The 18,397-nt window shown below is 69.8% G+C and carries 12 protein-coding genes; 7 read left to right on the forward strand and 5 right to left on the reverse strand.

The window, feature by feature from the left end; all coding sequences use genetic code 11:
- Window positions 1–29 precede the first annotated feature (29 nt).
- The 5 genes from OG758_RS44365 to OG758_RS44385 are packed head-to-tail and all read right to left on the reverse strand — an operon-like array spanning window position 30 to window position 7,857.
- Window positions 30–2,237, reverse strand: coding sequence for a glycosyl hydrolase family 95 catalytic domain-containing protein (locus OG758_RS44365; RefSeq protein ID WP_326715094.1), 2,208 nt, complete (start codon window positions 2,235–2,237; stop codon window positions 30–32).
- Window positions 2,227–4,224: a beta-galactosidase gene (locus tag OG758_RS44370; protein ID WP_326715095.1), complete on the reverse strand. Its 1,998-nt coding sequence runs from the start codon at window positions 4,222–4,224 to the stop codon at window positions 2,227–2,229. The genes OG758_RS44365 and OG758_RS44370 overlap by 11 nt, the downstream gene beginning before the upstream one ends.
- Window positions 4,221–5,147, reverse strand: coding sequence for a carbohydrate ABC transporter permease (locus OG758_RS44375; RefSeq protein ID WP_326715096.1), 927 nt, complete (start codon window positions 5,145–5,147; stop codon window positions 4,221–4,223). Before OG758_RS44375 ends, OG758_RS44370 begins: the two co-directional genes overlap by 4 nt.
- Window positions 5,144–6,181, reverse strand: a complete 1,038-nt coding sequence (locus OG758_RS44380) for an ABC transporter permease (RefSeq protein ID WP_326715097.1) — start codon at window positions 6,179–6,181, stop codon at window positions 5,144–5,146. Before OG758_RS44380 ends, OG758_RS44375 begins: the two co-directional genes overlap by 4 nt.
- Complete coding sequence (locus OG758_RS44385; RefSeq protein WP_326715098.1) at window positions 6,181–7,857, reverse strand: extracellular solute-binding protein; 1,677 nt, start codon at window positions 7,855–7,857, stop codon at window positions 6,181–6,183. The genes OG758_RS44380 and OG758_RS44385 overlap by 1 nt, the downstream gene beginning before the upstream one ends.
- A gap of 210 nt (window positions 7,858–8,067) precedes the next feature.
- Between OG758_RS44385 and OG758_RS44390 the strand changes: the two genes are divergently transcribed.
- The 7 genes from OG758_RS44390 to aspA all read left to right on the forward strand — a co-directional run bounded on the left by OG758_RS44390 (window position 8,068) and on the right by aspA (window position 18,363).
- Window positions 8,068–10,890, forward strand: coding sequence for a glycoside hydrolase family 3 C-terminal domain-containing protein (locus OG758_RS44390; protein ID WP_326715099.1), 2,823 nt, complete (start codon window positions 8,068–8,070; stop codon window positions 10,888–10,890).
- On the forward strand, window positions 10,887–13,112 hold the full coding sequence (gene yicI, locus OG758_RS44395; RefSeq protein ID WP_326715100.1) for an alpha-xylosidase: 2,226 nt from the start codon (window positions 10,887–10,889) through the stop codon (window positions 13,110–13,112). The genes OG758_RS44390 and yicI overlap by 4 nt, the downstream gene beginning before the upstream one ends.
- A 266-nt stretch (window positions 13,113–13,378) precedes the next feature.
- Complete coding sequence (locus OG758_RS44400; protein ID WP_326715101.1) at window positions 13,379–13,684, forward strand: hypothetical protein; 306 nt, start codon at window positions 13,379–13,381, stop codon at window positions 13,682–13,684.
- A gap of 87 nt (window positions 13,685–13,771) precedes the next feature.
- Complete coding sequence (locus OG758_RS44405; protein ID WP_326716240.1) at window positions 13,772–14,449, forward strand: FadR/GntR family transcriptional regulator; 678 nt, start codon at window positions 13,772–13,774, stop codon at window positions 14,447–14,449.
- Window positions 14,446–15,894, forward strand: a complete 1,449-nt coding sequence (locus tag OG758_RS44410; protein ID WP_326715102.1) for an amino acid permease — start codon at window positions 14,446–14,448, stop codon at window positions 15,892–15,894. The genes OG758_RS44405 and OG758_RS44410 overlap by 4 nt, the downstream gene beginning before the upstream one ends.
- 11 nt (window positions 15,895–15,905) lie before the next feature.
- Window positions 15,906–16,910 carry an asparaginase gene (locus OG758_RS44415; RefSeq protein ID WP_326716241.1) on the forward strand — a complete coding sequence of 335 codons (1,005 nt, stop codon included), beginning with the start codon at window positions 15,906–15,908 and terminating at the stop codon, window positions 16,908–16,910.
- Window positions 16,911–16,950: 40 nt separating this feature from the next.
- Window positions 16,951–18,363, forward strand: coding sequence for an aspartate ammonia-lyase (gene aspA / locus OG758_RS44420; RefSeq protein WP_326715103.1), 1,413 nt, complete (start codon window positions 16,951–16,953; stop codon window positions 18,361–18,363).
- Window positions 18,364–18,397 lie beyond the last annotated feature (34 nt).

Genomic DNA, 18,397 nt, shown 5'->3' on the forward strand with positions numbered 1-18,397 from the left:
AGGAGCCCGGTGGGCCCCGGTGGGGGGAACTAGTGCGTTCTCATGGTGAGCTCGCGGTCCTCGCCGGCGGTCAGGCGTAGCGGCCCGTCGCCGCCGGCCGGGGTTCTGAGGTCGATGTGCGCGTCGCGCTCCGGGCGTACGACGGCTGTGCAGCTGCCGCCCGCCCACGTCAGGTCGACGCGGGCGCCGAACCGGGTACGCAGGCCGCGCACGGCGCCGTGCCGCCAGGCCGGGGGCAGTGCGGGCAGCAGTACAAGGCGGTCGGGCGTGGACTGCATCAGCGCCTCGGTGAGCAGGGCGGGCAGGGTGTGTGCGGCGTCGGCGTTGTAGACGTCGCGGTCCGGGTAGTGCGAGCTCATGAGGGAGTGGTGGAAGTAGTCGCCGGTCAGGACCTGGCGCAGGGCCGCGGCCACCCGGTGGGGGTCGCGGAGTCGGGCCGCGATCAGGGCGTGGTGCAGGTGGCCGTGTGCGGAGTGGTTCTCGGCGCCGCGCAGTTCGAGGGCGCGGTGTGCCGCCTTCGCGAGCTCCGGGGTGTCGTAGGGGGTGATGTCGTGGTGCGGCCATGCCGGGTAGAGGTGGCTGAGGTGCCGGTGGTCGTAGGTGTCGTCCAGGCCGGGCCAGGCCCATTCGGCAAGGGCGCCGTCGGAGTTGACCCGGTAGTCGGGCAGCCGGTCCGCGAGCGCGTTCCAGCGGTCGCCGTTCGGTCCTGGGTGCCAGGTGGCGGCGGTGCGCAGGGCGTGTCGGGCGGCCGCGATGTCCATGGTGGCGTTGAGCGTGCCCCAGCTCGCGTTCGCGGGCCGGTTCTCCGGCGAGTAGGACGGCACGACCACCAGGCGGCCGTCGGGTCCTGTGCGGGTGAGGAAGTCTTCGTAGAACAGGGCGAGTTCGGTGAGGGAGGTGGCCAGCCATGCGGGCCGCACCCCGGTCGTCTCGGCCTGCTCGACGAGTGGGGTGAGCAGCCAGTCGGCGCCTGCCGTCCACAGGTGCATCGGCCACTCCCTTTGGAAGTGGTAGGTGTGTCCCGACTCGCCGTCGGTGTGTGCGGGCGCGACGATGCCCCGCGCCCCGAAGATCTCCCGTGCGTTGTCCCGCCAGTCAGCCAACTGCCCCTGGATCAGGGCACCTTGCGCCTGGGCCACCTCGGGAAGGTCGCAGGCCGCCGCGGACGCCGTCTGGAGATTGAGGTTGGCGTCCGTGGTGAACGCCCCCGACCAGGCCGTGCCCCACTCGCCGGTCCACAGCCCGGTGAGCCGCGGCGGCAGTGCGCCGGATGCGCTCAGCAGGTGGTAGCGGCCCGCCGCGAACAGCCGCTCCAGCAGGGCCGGGCTGTCGGTCCGTTGGAGCAGCTCCGTGCCGGGCAGGCCGCGTTCGGAGCGTGGGGCGTCGAGGGTGAATGTGACCCGTTCGTAGGCGGTGCGGTGGGGGGCCTCGTGTCGGGCGAGCAGGGTCTCGTAGGTCTCCTCCAGGTCCGGGCCCGCGAGTGAGGCGAGGGCTGCCGCCTCGGCGCCTGCGTCGAGCTCCCCGGGATGCCGCCGCACTCGTGTGAGCAGCAGCAGTCCGTCCGCGCCGTCGATTCGTAGCCCCGTGGTGCCCACCGAGCGTCGCCCGCCCTGCACCAGCGCGACCGTCACCCCGGTGTACGCCAGATCGCTGTTTGGGTAGCGGCAGCGCAGTGTCAACCAGGCACCCTGGGGAGTCAGGACGACGCTGCGGCCGACCCCGAGTCCGTCCGGCACGCCGGCGAGACGGTGGTCCAGGGACACGTCGCCGTCGAGCCCGGGCCCGGTGACGTACTGCACGACGACGTCGTCGGCCCGCGATACGAACACCCGCTCGCGCCAGCCGCTGCACTGCGCCTCGGCCACCCCCGTGGCGAAGGCGATCGCGCGCCGGTAGGTGCGCCACACCACGCTGTCCCGCACGAACCGTACTTGGAACGCCGGATGGAATGCCTGCACCCAGCGCAGCTCCCGGCCGTCCGTGAACTGCTCGGCCGCCGTGACGTCGCCGGCAAGGAGCTGTTCCTGGATGTGCGGGAGTTGGGCGGCGAGTGCGGGCGGCCGTGGGCGTGGGCCGCCGTCCGGGCGGACCAGAGCGTGATGCGTGACGATCACCCGGTCGTCGTGCGGGTCGCCGAACACAAGAGCGCCGTGGGTGCCGTTGCCGCTGAGGAAGGCGTCCTCCCAGCGCGTGGCCGGCGCCGGTTCCCAGGTGCCGTGCGGATGGTCAGCCGGCACTGTGCCCCCGCGTCGTCGTCCCGAGAGCGAGAATCGCGACACCGAACCGTCCGAGAGTCACCGAGCCGGAGTGCACGGCCCCCGTCAGCAGATCCCGGTAGGTCGTGTCGTCCGGCAGTGCGACGGTCACCGCGTCCCGGCCATGGTGCAGGAGGAACAGCAGCTCGCCGCGGCGTACGGCCTCCACGCCTGCGGGGAGGCCGGACAGTGGAGGCCGTACGCCCGCCTCGGCCGCCACGTCCTCGAGCAGTGAGCGCAGCGCCGGGGGTTCGGGAAGCGTCGACAGGTACCGGGCCCGGTCGCGCCGCAGCACGGCCGGCAGGCCGTCGAGCTCGCCACCGCGGTACACGGCGCTGACCTCGGTGCCGGGTTCGGCCGTCAGCTCCTCCGACCACAGGGTGCCGGTGAACTCCCCGCAGTCCACGGTCTCGTCGGGGTCCAGCGGCCACCACTCGTGCACCGTACGGATCCCGAACAGCGCGCGCAGGCGCGCGTCCATGCCGCCGGGCCGCACCCGGTCGTCCGCGTCGGCGACCCCGGTGAAGAACCCGGAGACGAGCGTGCCACCGCCGCGCACATACGCCAGGAGATTCTCGATCGCCGCGTCCGTGAGCAGGTACAGGTGCGGCACGACCACCAACTTGTAGGCGGACAGGTCGTGTTCGGGGTGTGCGAAGTCGGTGGTGAGATGTGCCTCCCACAGGGCCCGGTGCCAGGCGCGGACCACGTCCTCGTACGCGAGGTGCGTAGACGGCCTGCCGTCCTGGCAGCCGGCCCACCAGGAGTGCCAGTCGTGCAGCACGGCGACATCGGCGGCGATATGAGTACCCGCGACCTGCGATCCCAGCTCCGCCAGTTCCGTACCGATCTGCTTCACTTCGGCGAACGCGCGGCCCTCTTCGCCCGCGTGGCCGACCATCCCCGAGTGGAACTTCTCGGCGCCTTGCCGGGACTGCCGCCACTGGAAGTAGCAGACGGCGTCGGCGCCGTGCGCCACCGTCTGCAGCGACCAGAGCCGGTTGAGGCCGCGCGGCTTGGGGTGGTTCACGCCGCGCCAGTTGACCGGCCCAGCCGCCTGCTCCATCAGCATCCAGGGGCCGCGTGCCTGGCTGCGCGTCATATCGGCGATCATCGCGTTGTACTGCCCGCCCAGCGGGTCCCGCGGATCCGGGTACACGTCGACCGACACCACGTCCTCCCGCTCCGCCCACGCCCACGCGTCCTGCCCGATCCAGAACGGCATGAAGTTGGTGGTGACCGGGATGCGGTCGGGGGAGTGCCGTCGGACGATGTCCCGCTCGGCCGTGTAGCACTCCAGCAGCGCGTCCGAGGTGAAGCGGCGGAAGTCGAGGACCAGCGCCGGATTGTGGAGGTACTGGGCGCGGCGCGGCGGGATCACATCAGCCCACGTCTCCACGTGCTGGCTCCAAAAGGCAGTGCCCCATGCGTCGTTGAGTGCGTCGAGCGTTCCGTACTTCGTGCGCAGCCAGTCGCGGAAGGCGCGCGCCGCCTCGTCGCCGTAGTCGAACGTGCAGTACTCGTTGTTGATGTGCCACATCCGCAGGGCGGGGTGGTGCCCGTAGCGGATCGCGAGGTCCTCGGTGATCGCGGCGGCATGGCGGCGGTACGCGCTGGAGGAGTGCGCGAACTGCTGGCGTGAGCCCCACCAGACGGTCTGCCCGTTCTCGTCGCGCGGCAGCGTCTTTGGGTGCAGCCGCCCCAGCCACGGCGGCGGTGACGCGGTCGGCGTCGCCAGGACGACACCGATGCCGTGCGAGTGCATCAAGTCCATCAGCCGGTCCAGCCAGCCGAACTCCCTTGCCCCTGGCGTCGGTTCGAGCTTCGCCCAGGAGAAGACGCCGAGTGTCACCGAGGTGACGCCGGCCTCCTTCATCAGCCGGACGTCGTCGGCCCACAACTCCTCGGGCCACTGCTCGGGGTTGTAGTCGCCGCCGTACAGCAGGCGGCCGTCGTGTGCGATGGTCACCCCTTCACCGCCCCCGTGAGCATGCCCTTCTTGAAGTGTCGCTGGACGAACGGGGAGGCGATGGCGACCGGGACGAGGGCGAGCACCATGACGGCCATCTGCAGCCCGAGCGGGGAGAGTTCACCCGTGCGGACCGCTTGCTGCAGCCCAGTCGGTGCCTCGGTGTGTTTCTGGACCAGCTGGATGAGGACGTTCTGCAGCGGCATCATCTGCTGGTCGGTGAGGTAGATGGTGGCGTTGAACCAGGCGCTCCAGTACCCCACTGCGTAGAACAGGGAGATCACGGCGAGCACGGCCCGCGACAGCGGCATGATGATGGTGAGCAGGATGCGCAGGTCGCTCGCTCCGTCGATGCGGGCGGACTCGGTGAGTTCGGGGGAGATCCCCATGAAGAACCCGCGCAGCACCAGGATGTTGAAGACGCTGACGGCACTCGGCAGGATCAGCGACAGATAGGTGTCCGTCAGGCCGAGCGACTGCACCAGCAGATACGTCGGGATGAGCCCCGCCCCGAAGAACATGGTCGCCATCAGGACCATCAGGATGACCCGGTGCCCGAGGCTCCCCGGCCGCGACAGACCGTAGGCCGCGAGGACCGAGACCGCCATCGAGAACAGGGTGCCGACGAGGGTGACGCCGAACGACACCATGAGGGCCCGGCTCACCTGCCCGCCGCCGAGCAGCTCGGTGTAGTTGACGAGGGTGATGCCCTCGGGGACGACGACGAGTCCGCCGGCGCGGTCGATCACGGGCTTCGGGGAGAGGCTGGTGACGATCACGATCCACAGAGGGGCGAGCACCCCGAGGCAGCACAGGACGAGGAAGCCGCCCTTCACGGTGAGTCCGGTCCTGCTCGGCGCCTCTTCCCACGCGGGGCGAGGCGGCGCCTGCAAGCTGCGGATCAGCTGCGTGTTGAGGCTCATTTCCTGTACACCCCCTGCTCACCGAGCAGATGAGCGAACTTGTTCGCACCGAGCACCAGACAGATGCCGATGATCCCCTTGATCAGCCCGACCGCGGCCGCGTAACTGAAGTCGCCGAACTGGATACCGACGTTCCACACATAGGTGTCGAGGACCTCGCTGGCCCCGCGGCCGACGGCGTCGCGCTGGAGCAGGAACTGCTCGAAGCCGACGGAGAGCGCGTCGCCCACCCGCAGGACCAGGAGAAGCGCGATCACCGGGCGCAGCGCAGGCAGTGTCACGTGCCACATGCGGCGCCAGCGCCCCGCGCCGTCCATGGCGGCGGCCTCGTACAGGTCGGTGGAGACGGCGGCGAGCGCGGCGAGGAACACGATGATCCCCCAGCCCGCGTCCTTCCACACGGACTGCGCGGTCACCAGGAACTTGAACAGGGAAGCGTTCGTCATCAGGTCGAAGCCGCCCCAGCCGTGCTGCTCCATGGTCTGCGCGATGATGCCCGCGCCACCGAAGATCTGCTGGAAGACGGTGACGACGAGGACCCACGAGAAGAAGTGCGGCAGATACATGATCGCCTGCGCCACGGCCCGCACCCGGGGCCGGATCACGCTGTTGATCAGCAGCGCGAGGGCGATGGGGATCGGGAAGAACAGCACCAGTTGGAGCAGGAACAGCACGATGGTGTTCTTCACCGCGGTCCAGAACTCCGGGTCGTCGAGCATGCGGGAGAACTGCTCGATGCCGACCCAGGGGCTGTGGAAGATCGCGGTGATGCCGTTGCTGGAGGAGTACGGGTCGTAGTCCTGGAAGGCGACCACGTTGCCGAGCAGCGGTACGTAGTTGAAGAGCAGGAGCAGCCCGAGGGCGGGCAGCGTCATCAGGATGAGCGCGCGGTCGCGGCGCAGCCGGACCCGCCAGGGGACCCTGCCGGCCGCGCGCTTGACGGGAACCGCCCTCGGGGCGAGGGCGGCCGCCGGTTCCTCGACGGCCGCCGCGGGACGCGTCCCGTCGGGCCTGCTCCCGGCCGTGAGAGACATCAGTTGCCGCTGCCGTTCTTTTCGATGAGCTTCTTGTACCAGTCGCGCAGCTTCTCGCCGCCGCCGGACTTCCAGGTGGAGATGGCCTGCTGCAGGTCGGACAGCTTCTTGTTGCCGCGCACGTAGTCGATCTCCAGCTGCTCGAACGGCGAGGCCAGGTTCGCGTAGCGGGACGGTTCGACGATGTTCATGCCGTACGTGGAGGTCTTCTTCGTGAACGCGCCCATCCGCTGCTCCCACTCCACCTGCTTGCGGGTGATGTCGGGGAGGTCGGGGTGGGCCAGGTAGGGGGCGGGGGCGGCGAGCATCACCCAGGCGTTGATGGCCTCCTGGTTGCCCTGGTCCGTCTTGACGGGCAGGCCGTCCTTGACCGTGTAGTGGGTGCCCTCGACGCCGTAGTCGACGAGCATCCGCTCCTTCGTGCCGTAGGGCGCCGCCGCGAAGTTGGCGGCGGCCAGCGCGTTCTCCACCGTCGTCTTGGAGGCGCCCTTACGGATGAACGACCAGATCGTGGCGGGCTGGCTCGCGTACAGCGTCGGGTCTCCGCCGTCGGCACCGAAGATGTCGATGGCCCCGCAGACGAAGTCCGGGTTGGCCTTGGCCTGTTCGGCGCTCTTCACGTACCAGTTGGAGATGTCGTTGTTGTAGACGAGGATCTGGCCCGCGGTGAAGCGCTGGCCGGCGTCGCCCGTGCGGGCCTTGTCGTCCGGGTGCACGACGCCCGCGTCGAACAGCTTGCGGGTCCACTCCAGCGCTTCCAGGTATTCGGGCTGCTCGATGCGGTACGTCAGCTTGCCGTCGTCCCCGATGTGCCAGCCGAGCGTGCCCGAGGCGCGGACGCCGAAGATGTTGAAGGCCGTCCAGGACATGTCGCCGCAGGCGTACACCTTGGCCTTGGCGCTCGTGGCGTCCTTGGCCCAACTGCTGAACTCATCAGGCGACTTGGGGACGTCGTAGCCCTTCTTGTCGAAGATGTCCTTGCGGTAGTACGGCACGATGAAGGTCGCCCTGGCGCTCGGCATCGGGATGCCGCGCAGGTCACCGCCGAAGATGCTCATGCGCCAGGAGTCCGAGGGGATCGCGGCGAGGTTCGGGTACTTCTTGACCTTGTCGCCCGCCAGGTAGGGGCCGAGGTCCATGAACTTCGCCGCGACCGCGTTCGGGATCTTGCCGGTCAGTTCCCAGCCCGGCACCACCACCATGTCGGGTATGGAGCTGCTCGCGAGGACGGCGCCGAGCTTCTCGCCGTAGGTGTTGCCGTCCTGGTTCTGCCAGGTGACCTTGGTGCCCGCCGCCTTGTCGACCGCCTTGTAGTAGGCGCAGTCGCCCTTCGGGGCCGTGCCCCAGAGCGGGGACATGATCTTGATGGGCGCGCCGGTGCCGAGCTTGTCCGGCGCCGAGGCGACCAGGGCCGACAGGGCCACCTTCCCGGTGTAACCGGAGGCCGAGCCGTTCTTCGACGGCACGTCGGGGTTGGCGAACTTGCTGGCGACAAAGGTCGGCAGCAACTTGTCGGCGGCCTTCCCGGAGGTGGTGCCTTCCTGGTCCTTGTTCCCCGACCCGCCGCACGCGGCGAGCAACGGCATCCCGCCGGCCACCGCTGCGGCGGCCACGGCGGTGGAGGCGAGGAAACTTCTCCGGCTGGGAGCGGAGGCGGAGGGCGAGTTCGGCGTCATTGCGGTAACCCTTCGGGGAACGCGTCGCGCATTTGTCGAAGCGCTTCGATGTTGCAGCGAGGCTAAGGGAGCGCTTCCACGGTCACAAGACCGGTGCACGGAATTCCTGAACGCACATTCCCTGTCAGCCACTTGACACCTGCCAACCTGACTACGGAGCATCGAAGCGCTTCGAAGATTTTCTGACCTCTTTCGCCAAGGGACCCGCACGTGACCGAAAGACTCCCGCTCCACCCGGACGCGGCACCGCCGACGGACAAGCGCGTCGACGACCTGCTGTCCCGGCTCACGCTCGACGAACGCATCGCGCTGCTGCACCAGTTCACGCCGGGTGTGGAGCGGGTCGGCCTCGCCGCGTTCCGCACCGGCCAGGAGGCACTGCACGGCGTTGCGTGGATGGGCCCGGCCACCGTGTTCCCGCAGTCCGTCGGGCTCGGCGCGACCTGGAACGAGGACCTGGTGCGGCGGATCGGCGACGCCGTCTCCGCCGAGGTCCGTGCGATGCGCGAGCACGACGACCGGATCGGCCTCAACGTCTGGGCGCCCACGGTCAATCTGCTCCGCCACCCGCTGTGGGGCCGGAACGAGGAGGGATACTCCGAGGACCCGCACCTCACCGCCGCCATCGCCACCGCCTACACGCGCGGCCTGCGCGGCACCCACCCCACGTACTGGCGCACCGCCCCCGTCCTCAAGCACTGGCTCGCCCACAACAACGAGACGCTCAGGGACACGTCGAACTCCTCCGTACGCCCCCGCGTCCTGCACGAGTACGACCTCAAGGCATTCCGCGCCCCCGTCGAGGCGGGCGCCGTCGCCGGCGTCATGCCCGCCTACAACCTGGTAAACGGCCGGCCCAACCACGTATCGCCCTATCTGCGCGAGCAGTTGCGGACCTGGACCGGCCAGGAACTCCTCGTGTGCTCGGACGCGGGCGCGCCCAGCAACCTCGTCGACTCCGAGCACTACTTCGACACCCACGAGGAGGCCACCGCCGCCGCCCTCGTCGCGGGCGTCGACAGCTTCACCGACCACGGCACCGACTCCTCGACCATCACCGGACGGATCCGCCGCGCCCTCGACCAGGGACTGATCTCCGAGTCCGACATCGACACCGCCGTGCGCCGGCAGCTCGATGTGAGACTGCGCCTCGGCGAGTTCGAGGACCGCGACCCCTTCGAAGGCGCCGGGGCCTTCGACACGGAGGAACACCGCGCCCTCGCGCAGGAGGCCGCCGAGCAGGCGGTCGTGCTGCTCAAGAACGACGACCTGCTGCCGCTGCCCGACACCGCCCACATCGCCCTGGTCGGCCTGCTCGCCGACGAGTGCAAGACGGACTGGTACAGCGGCACCCTCATCCACCGCTCCACCCCGCTCGACGGCCTCTGCGAGCGGTTCGGCACCGAGCACGTCACCTTCGCGGAGGGCGTGGACCGGGTGCGGCTGCGCTGCGACGCCGGATGGCTGTACGTGCCCGACAGCGACGCCGACGCGAGCGTGCGCGGTGCCGAGGGCGCCCTCGACCCCGCCCTCCTCGCCGGGCGCACCGACCTCCCGCCGCTCACCACCGTCACCGAATCGGGCACCGAACTCGCCCTCGTCGACTGGGGGAACGACCTCCTCACCCTGCGCGCACCCGACGGCCGCTACCTGTCCGTCGCCGAGGACGGCTTCGTGCGGGCGTCCGCCGAGCAGCCCGGCGGCTGGGTCGTCCAGGAGACGTACACCCTGGAACAGCACGGAAACGCTCACCTCCTGAGGCACACGGGCACCGGCCGGTACGTCGCTGTCGCCGCCGACGGCGTGAAGGTTGCCGAGCAGGGCACCGCTTTCCAGGTCGAGTACGTGGAGCGCGGCGCCGACGCCGTGGCGCGGGCAGCCGCCGACGCCGACGTGGTGATCGTCGTCGCGGGCAACGACCCGCACATCAACGGCCGAGAGACCGAGGACCGCACGACCCTCGCCCTCCCCGACTACCAGGACCGGCTGTGGCGAGCGGCCCGCGCCGCCAACCCGAACACCGCCCTGGCCCTGATCGGCGCCTACCCCTACGCCGTGCCCGACGCGGACACCGAACTCCCCGCCCTGCTGTGGACCGCCCACGGCGGACAGGTCGCCGGCCGTGCCCTCGCCCGGGTCCTCGCGGGCGACGTCAGCCCCGCCGGACGCCTCCCCCAGACCTGGTACGCCGCCGACAGCGACCTGCCCGACCTGCTCGACTACGACGTCATCGGCTCCCGCCAGACCTACCTGTACTTCGAGGGCGCACCGCTGTACGCCTTCGGACACGGCCTGTCCTACGCCTCGTTCGACTACGACGGACTCTTCGTGCACCGCGACGCGGACACACTTGAGTGCACCTTCACCGTCACCAACACCGGCACCACCCCGGCCGACGAGGTCCCGCAGCTGTACGTCCGCCCACTCGACATGCCCGTGCCGCGCCCGCGCCGCCAGCTCCTCGCGCACCGCCGCATCGCCCTCGCGCCGGGGGCGGCGCAGCGCGTCACGTTCTCCGTGCCCGTCGCCGACCTCGGCCACTGGGACGTCACCCGCGGCCGCTGGAGCGTCACGTCGGGCACGTACGAACTCCTCGTCGGAGCCTCCAGCCAGGACATCCGCCTCACCACGCGCCTGACCTTCGACGGCGACAAGCCCGCGCTCCGGCCTGTGCTCGTCGACGGCCTGGACGCGGCGGCGTACGACGAACAGCGCGGCACGGCGATCGTCGACCGCACGAAGACGTCCGGCGACGCCGTCACCGCGACCGGACCCGACGCCGAACTGCTCTACAACGCCTGCGACCTCGGCACCAAGGGAGTCAGCGCAGTGCGCGTGACGGTCGCGGGCGCGGGCACCGTCGCGATCGTGGACGGCGGCACGGTCACCGTCCCGGCAACCGGTGGCCCGTACAACTACGTCACACTGGACGCCGACTTCACCGCGCGCGGAGTACGTGACCTGCGCGTGCGCCTCGGCGGCGAGGTCCGTCTGGCCCGGCTCACCTTCATCCCACGGGGGACCACCGTATGAAGTTCACCGACGGTTTCTGGCTGATGCGCGAAGGGGTCCACGCCGCATACGCCACCGAGGTCCGCCAGATCCTGGCCGCCGACGACCGGTTCACCGCCTACGCCGCCGTCCGGCACGTCCGCGACCGCGGCGACACCCTCAACCAGCCACTGATCACGGTCGACTGCTTCGCCCCGGCCGAGGGCGTCATCGGCGTCCGCTTCACCCACCACGCGGGCACGCGGCACCGGGGCCCCGACTTCGAGCTGCTGCCCGCCGAAGACGGCGCCGGCGCACAGGTGACCCGCGAGGGCACGGTCACCGAGCTGACGACGGGCCCGCTCACCGTCCGCCTGGACACGGCAGGGGAGTGGGGACTGGAATTCCTAGACTCCTCAACAGGGCGCCGACTGACTGCCGTTGAAGGCAAGGGCACCGCCTTCGCCACCACGCCCGACGGCGCCCACCACATGGTCGCCCAGCTCGCGCTCGGCGTCGGCGAGCACATCTACGGCCTGGGTGAACGCTTCACTCCGTTCGTCAAGAACGGCCAGACGGTGGACATCTGGCAGGCCGACGGCGGCACCAGCAGCGAACAGGCCTACAAGAACGTCCCGTTCCACCTCTCCTCCCACGGCTACGGCGTCCTCGTCAACCACCCCGGGAAGGTCGGCTACGAGATCGGCACGGAGTCCGTCGGCCAGCTCCAGTTCAGCGTCGAGGACCAGTCGATCGAGTTCTACGTCGTCGCCGGCCCGACCCCGAAAGACGTGCTGCGCCGCTACACCGCGCTCACCGGCCGCCCCGCCCTCCCGCCCGCCTGGTCGTTCGGCCTGTGGCTCACCACCTCCTTCTGCACCGAGTACGACGAGGAGACGGTCACGTCGTTCGTCGATGGCATGGCCGAGCGCGACATCCCGCTCACCGTCTTCCACTTCGACTGCTTCTGGATGCGCGAGTACCAATGGTCCGACTTCACCTGGGACCCGGACGTCTTCCCCGACCCGGTCGGCATGCTGCGCCGCCTCAAGGCGCGCGGGCTGCGCATCAGCATGTGGATCAACCCATACATCGCCCAGAAGTCCCCACTCTTCGACGAGGGACTGGCATTGGGCCATCTGGTCCGCAAGCCGAACGGCGACGTCTGGCAGTGGGACCTGTGGCAGCCCGGCATGGCGCTCGTCGACTTCACCGACCCGGGCGCGCGCGACTGGTACGCGGGCAAGCTGCGCGGCCTGCTCGACATGGGCGTCGACAGCTTCAAGACGGACTTCGGCGAGCGCGTTCCGACCGACGTAGTCTGGCACGACGGCTCCGACCCCGAGCGCATGCACAACTACTACGCGCACCTCTACAACCGCACCGTCTTCGAGCTGCTGGAGAGGGAGCGCGGCAGCGGAGAGGCGGTCGTCTTCGCCCGCTCGGCGACGGCCGGCGGCCAGCAGTTCCCGGTGCACTGGGGCGGTGACTGCTTCGCCTCGTTCACGGCGATGGCGGAATCGCTGCGCGGCGGCCTCTCTCTGTCCCTGTCGGGCTTCGGCTTCTGGTCGCACGACATCGGCGGCTTCGAGGGAACCCCCGACCCGGCCGTCTTCAAGCGCTGGCTCGCCTTCGGCCTGCTCTCCTCGCACAGCCGCCTGCACGGCAATGTCTCGTACCGCGTGCCGTGGGCGTTCGGCGAGGAAGCGGTGGACGTGGCACGGAAGTTCACGCGCCTCAAGCACCGCCTCATGCCGTACCTGTACGGGGCGGCGGTCGAGGCGCACCGCACCGGCGTCCCCGTGATGCGCCCGATGCTCCTCGACTTCCCGGACGACCCCACGTGCCGGGTCCTGGACCGCCAGTACATGCTCGGCCCCGACCTGCTCGTCGCGCCGGTGTTCTCGGCGGACGGCGACGTCGAGTTCTATCTGCCCGAGGGCACGTGGACGCGGCTGCTGACGGGGGAGCGGGTCGAGGGCGGACGCTGGCTGCGCGAGACCCACGGCTTCGACAGCCTGCCGCTGTTCGTCCGTCCCGGTGCGGTCGTCCCGCTCGGCGCGGACGACGGGCGCCCCGACGGCGACTGGACCGACGGCGTCACCCTGCTCGTCGCGCCGGGCGCGCGGGACGTGACCGTGACGGTGCCGGACCACGACGGGAGCCCCGCCGCCGCGTACCGGGTGCGCCGGGACGCCGTCGACGGGGCGGTCACGGTGGAGGTGGAGGGAACGGAACTCCCTTGCGAGGTAAGGGAGTTGTAGCCCGTCCGGCGTGCTCGGTCGGGAGACGACGGTGCCCGTCACCGTGTCTCCCGACCGCGTCACCTGGTACGTGAGGGTGGCGCCCCTCCGACCAGGCCGAACCGCTCGCCGCCGGCCGACGGGGGCGACGCGTCGGGGCCGTCCCCGAACCGCTGCGGCAAGCCGTCGCAGCCTTCGACTCCTCCCGGATGCGTGCTCAGGAACGAGCCCGCCGGACCGGCACTTGCCCTCGCAGCCGTCGCACTCTGGAGACGGCCCTGGCCACCATGCGTGACCTGGCCCGCTTTCTGGTCAACGAGCGTGACAAGAGGGACCGGGCCCTCGTCGACGTGCACGACACCGAAGCCTTTTGGGTCATCCTGCCCGGGGGACGCAAGCGGCGGCTGACCGTGCTGAGACAGTTCCTCCGCTTCGTCCGGGCCCGGAAGGTGGCGCCGGTCGACCCCACACTGTGGGGCTCGAAAACTCGTCGCTGCTGGTCGGGGTCTACTCGCCGCGGGCCTGCTCAACAGCTGATCGCGCGGGATGGGGCCGGTTTTGTGGCCCCATGGCTTTCTTTTCGCACTTCTTGACAGCGCCCTCTCGCTACCCGCAGGATCACTCCCGTGAACCTGTCAGACAGCCAGACAGGTGGACCGGCACTGCGGCGCGTCAGCGCCATGGAAGCGGTGCTGACCCACCTCCGCGGCGCCATCGAGCGCGGCGAGTACGCCATCGGCGACAAGCTCCCTTCCGAGGCGGAGCTGTGCCGCAGCCTGGAGATCAGCCGGCCTGTGCTGCGGGAGGCCCTGCGGGCCCTGCAGACCATGGGCCTGACTGTCTCCAAGACCGGTAAGGGCACCTTCGTCGTCGCCAACACCGTCGGGGACCCCACGTTCGGCGACTACGCGGCCAGCGACCTTCTCGAAGTGCGCCGCCATATCGAGATCCCCGTCGCCGGGTACGCAGCGGCGCGCCGTACGCCCGAGAACCTCGACCACCTCGCCCACCTCCTGGACCGGATGGAGCGGGAGACCGACACCACCGCGTGGGTCGCGATGGACACGATCTTCCACATCGCGGTCGCCGAGGCGTCCCAGAACCCGGTCTTCCGCCGGGTCATCGAGGAGATCCGGGACGCGCTGGCCCGCCAGTCGGCCTTCCTGAACGAACTCGGCGGCAGGCGCGAGCAGTCCAACCGCGAGCACCGGGCGATCGTCGAGGCGCTGGTCGACGGCAGCGAACACGACGCGGTCGAGGCGATGTCCCATCACCTCGACCGCGTGGAGACCACACTCACCGACATCGTGCGCTCCGCGCGCACGGACACCCCCACGGAAGGCGGACCCGAGGCGTGAGCGAGCAGTCCCTCCAACAAGAGGCCGTATCCACCCGGAAATCGGACGCGCACGTCGATGCCGGAGACGCCGGCTACAGCAAGTCGCTGAAGTCCCGGCACGTCAACATGATCGCCATCGGCGGGGCCATCGGCACCGGCCTCTTCCTCGGTGCCGGCGGCCGCCTCGCCGACGCCGGCCCCTCGCTGTTCGTCGCCTACGCGGTCTGCGGCCTCTTCGCCTTCCTGGTCGTCCGCGCGCTGGGCGAACTCGTCCTGTACCGGCCGTCGTCCGGCGCCTTCGTTTCGTACGCCCGTGAGTTCCTCGGCGAGAAGGGCGCGTACATCGCGGGCTGGATGTACTTCCTCAACTGGGCCACCACCGGCATCGCCGACATCACAGCTGTGGCCGTCTACACCCACTACTGGGGCATGTTCTCCGACATCCCGCAGTGGGTGATCGCGCTCATCGCGCTCGCCGTCGTCCTCACCGTGAACCTCATATCGGTGAAGATGTTCGGCGAGCTGGAGTTCTGGTTCGCGATCATCAAGGTGAGCGCGCTCGTCGTCTTCATGCTCATCGGAATCTTCCTGCTGGTGACCCAGCACCCGGTCAGCGGTCACGCCCCCGGTCCGGCCCTGATCACCGACAACGGCGGCATCTTCCCCAACGGTCTGCTGCCGATGCTGCTGATCATCCAGGGCGTCGTCTTCGCCTACGCCTCCGTCGAGTTGGTGGGCGTCGCCGCCGGCGAGACCGAGAACCCCGAGAAGATCATGCCGAAGGCCATCAACTCGATCATGTGGCGCGTCGGTCTCTTCTACGTCGGCTCGGTCGTCCTCCTGTCGATGCTGCTGCCGTGGAGCAAGTACAGCGCGGACCAGAGCCCATTCGTCACCGTGTTGTCGAATATCGGCATCCCGGCGGCGGGCGGCGTCATGAACCTCGTCGTCCTCACCGCGGCCATGTCGTCGCTCAACTCCGGTCTGTACTCCACAGGCCGGATCCTGCGGTCCATGGCGGTGTCCGGCTCGGCACCGAGGTTCACGGGCGTGATGAGCCGCAGCCAGGTCCCGTACGGCGGCATCCTCCTCACCAGCGGCATCTGCGTCCTCGGTGTCGGCCTCAACTACGTCGTCCCCGCTGACGCGTTCGAGATCGTGTTGAACTTTGCCGCGATCGGCATCCTCGCCACATGGGGCATGATCATGCTCTGTCACGTGATGTTCTGGCGGAAGACCCAGAACGGCGAGCTGTCCAGGCCGAGTTACCGTCTGCCCGGCTCGCCGTGGACCGAGATCGTGACGATCGGCTTCCTCGTCTCCGTGCTCGTGCTGATGTACGCCGACGGGGGAGCGAGCCGGACGACCGTGCTGTGTCTGCCGGTGATCGTGGCAGCGCTCGTGGCGGGATGGTACGGAGTGCGTCGCCGGGTTGCAGGGATACGCGACGGGGCGGACGCGTGAACGAGGCAGTGATGTGCGGCAGTGCGCCTGCCTCGGCCCCCGTGGTCCGCGAGCCCCTCCACGCCCCGGTAGCCCATCTCGTACGCGGCGATGTCATCGAAGGCATCCACTACGGGTCGGTGGTCGTCCTGACCGCTGACGGAAGCGTGGCACTGCAGATCGGTGACATCGAGGCCGCCTTCTATCCGCGCTCGGCGCTCAAGCCCGTACAGGCCGTGGCGATGCTGCGGGCCGGGCTTCCTCTCGACGGCGAGCTGCTCTCGCTCGCCGCTGCCAGCCACTCCGGCGAGGAACGGCACCTCGCCGGCACTCGCCGCATCCTCGAACTGGCCGGCGTCACCGAGGACCACCTGCGCAATGTGCCCGACCTGCCGTTCGACCCGGTCGTCCGCGATGCCTGGGTGCGCGAGGGGCGCCTGCCCTCCCGGCCGGCCCAGAACTGCTCCGGCAAGCACGCGGCCATGCTCTACACAGCCAAGCTCAACGGCTGGTCCCTCGACGACTACCTCGACCCCGGGCACCCGCTCCAGCAGGCGATCGCGGAGAGCGTCGAGGACCTCACCGGGCAGCGCATCTCCCAGGTGACTGTCGACGGCTGCGGCGCACCTCTGTTCTCCGTCTCCCTGCATGGCCTCGCCCGTGCCGCCGCCCGCATCACCACCGCCGCGCCCGGCACCCCCGAGGCACGCGTGGCGGACGCGATGCGCGAGCACGCCGAGATGGCCTCAGGTTCCGGCCGGGACGTAGCCGCGCTGATGCGGGCCGTGCCCGGGCTGCTCACCAAGGACGGCTTCGAGGGCGTACAGCTCGCCGCGCTGCCGGACGGCCGGGCCACCGCCGTGAAGATCGCTGACGGCGCCGACCGTGCGCGGATACCCGTGGCCGCGGCCGCCCTCGCCCGGGCCGGGGTCGACCCAGCGGCGCTCGCAGAGTTCGCGGGGGAGCCAGTGCTCGGTGGTGCCAAGGCGGTCGGCGGCATCCGGCCTGTCCGCGCGCTCGACCTGCTCATCCCGTAACCGCACGTACACCCTCATCTGAAAGAGGATCCGCACAGCCATGACCGCCGCAGCCACCCGCAGCGAGCACGACCTGCTCGGCGACCGCAACGTCCCCGCCGACGCGTACTGGGGCATCCACACCCTGCGCGCCACGGAGAACTTCCCCATCACCGGAACGCCGATCTCCGCCTACCCGCACCTGATTGACGCCCTCGCTGCGGTCAAGGAGGCCGCCGCCCTCGCCAACGAGGAACTCGGCCTGCTGGAGCCCAGGAAGGCGGCCGCGATCGTCGAGGCGTGCCGCGAGATCCGCGAGGGCAAGTTGCACGACCAGTTCGTCGTCGACGTCATCCAGGGCGGCGCAGGCACCTCGACCAACATGAACGCCAACGAGGTCGTCGCCAACCGGGCGTTGGAGCTGCTGGGGCACGAGAAGGGCCAATACGAGCACCTGCACCCCAACGAGAACGTCAACCTCGGCCAGTCGACCAACGACGTCTACCCGACCGCCGTCAAGATCGCGACGGTGTTCGCGGTGCACGGCCTGCTCGAGGTCATGGCCGTGCTGCAGGACGCCTTCGCTTGCAAGGCCGTCGAGTTCCGGGACGTCCTGAAGATGGGCCGTACGCAGCTCCAGGACGCGGTGCCGATGACGCTCGGGCAGGAGTTCTCGGCATACGCCGTCATGCTCGACGAGGACCGCAGCCGCCTCGCTGAGGCCGTCGAGCTGATCCACGAGATCAATCTGGGCGCCACCGCAATCGGCACCGGCCTCAACGCCCCGACCGGCTACGCGGAGTCGGCCCGCCGGCACCTCGCTGAGGTCACGGGGCTGCCGCTCGTGACGGCCGCGAACCTCGTGGAAGCCACCCAGGACTGCGGCGCGTTCGTCCAAATGTCCGGCGTGCTCAAGCGCATTGCCGTCAAGCTCTCCAAGAGCTGCAACGACCTGCGCTTGCTGTCGTCCGGGCCACGAGCCGGCCTCGGCGAGATCAACCTGCCGCCGGTGCAGGCCGGTTCGAGCATCATGCCCGGCAAGGTCAACCCGGTGATCCCCGAGGTCGTCAACCAGGTCGCCTTCGAGGTGATCGGCAACGATGTCACCATCACCATGGCAGCCGAGGCCGGACAGCTCCAGCTCAACGCCTTCGAGCCGATCATCCTGCACTCCCTCTCCGAGAGCATCACCCACCTGCGGGCCGCCTGCCTCACGCTCGCCCAGCGGTGCGTGTCCGGCATCACCGCCAACACCGAGACGCTCCGCGCGACCGTGGAGAACTCCATAGGGCTCGTGACCGCCCTCAACCCGCACATCGGCTACACCGCGGCCACCAGCATCGCCAAGGAGGCCCTCGCCACCGGCCGGGGCGTGGCCGAACTCGTTCTGGAGAAGGGCATGTTGCCACCCGAGAAGCTCGCCGACCTGCTGCGACCCGAGGTCGTGGCGGGCCAAGGGCCGGCCCTCGCCTGACCTGCGGATGCCCGCCAGGACCAGCCCGGCGGCA

It is taken from the genome of Streptomyces sp. NBC_01474 (assembly GCF_035918215.1).
Lineage (GTDB): Bacteria > Actinomycetota > Actinomycetes > Streptomycetales > Streptomycetaceae > Streptomyces > Streptomyces aureus.

Bases quoted from the DNA above. Each gene is read 5' to 3' on its own strand.
- OG758_RS44375 (WP_326715096.1), bottom strand. From the start codon at position 5,147: ATGAGCCTCAACACGCAGCTGATCCGCAGCTTGCAGGCGCCGCCTCGC.
- OG758_RS44380 (WP_326715097.1), bottom strand. From the start codon at position 6,181: ATGTCTCTCACGGCCGGGAGCAGGCCCGACGGGACGCGTCCCGCGGCG.
- OG758_RS44385 (WP_326715098.1), bottom strand. From the start codon at position 7,857: ATGACGCCGAACTCGCCCTCCGCCTCCGCTCCCAGCCGGAGAAGTTTC.
- yicI (WP_326715100.1), top strand. From the start codon at position 10,887: ATGAAGTTCACCGACGGTTTCTGGCTGATGCGCGAAGGGGTCCACGCC.
- OG758_RS44400 (WP_326715101.1), top strand. From the start codon at position 13,379: ATGCGTGACCTGGCCCGCTTTCTGGTCAACGAGCGTGACAAGAGGGAC.
- OG758_RS44405 (WP_326716240.1), top strand. From the start codon at position 13,772: ATGGAAGCGGTGCTGACCCACCTCCGCGGCGCCATCGAGCGCGGCGAG.
- OG758_RS44415 (WP_326716241.1), top strand. From the start codon at position 15,906: ATGTGCGGCAGTGCGCCTGCCTCGGCCCCCGTGGTCCGCGAGCCCCTC.
- aspA (WP_326715103.1), top strand. From the start codon at position 16,951: ATGACCGCCGCAGCCACCCGCAGCGAGCACGACCTGCTCGGCGACCGC.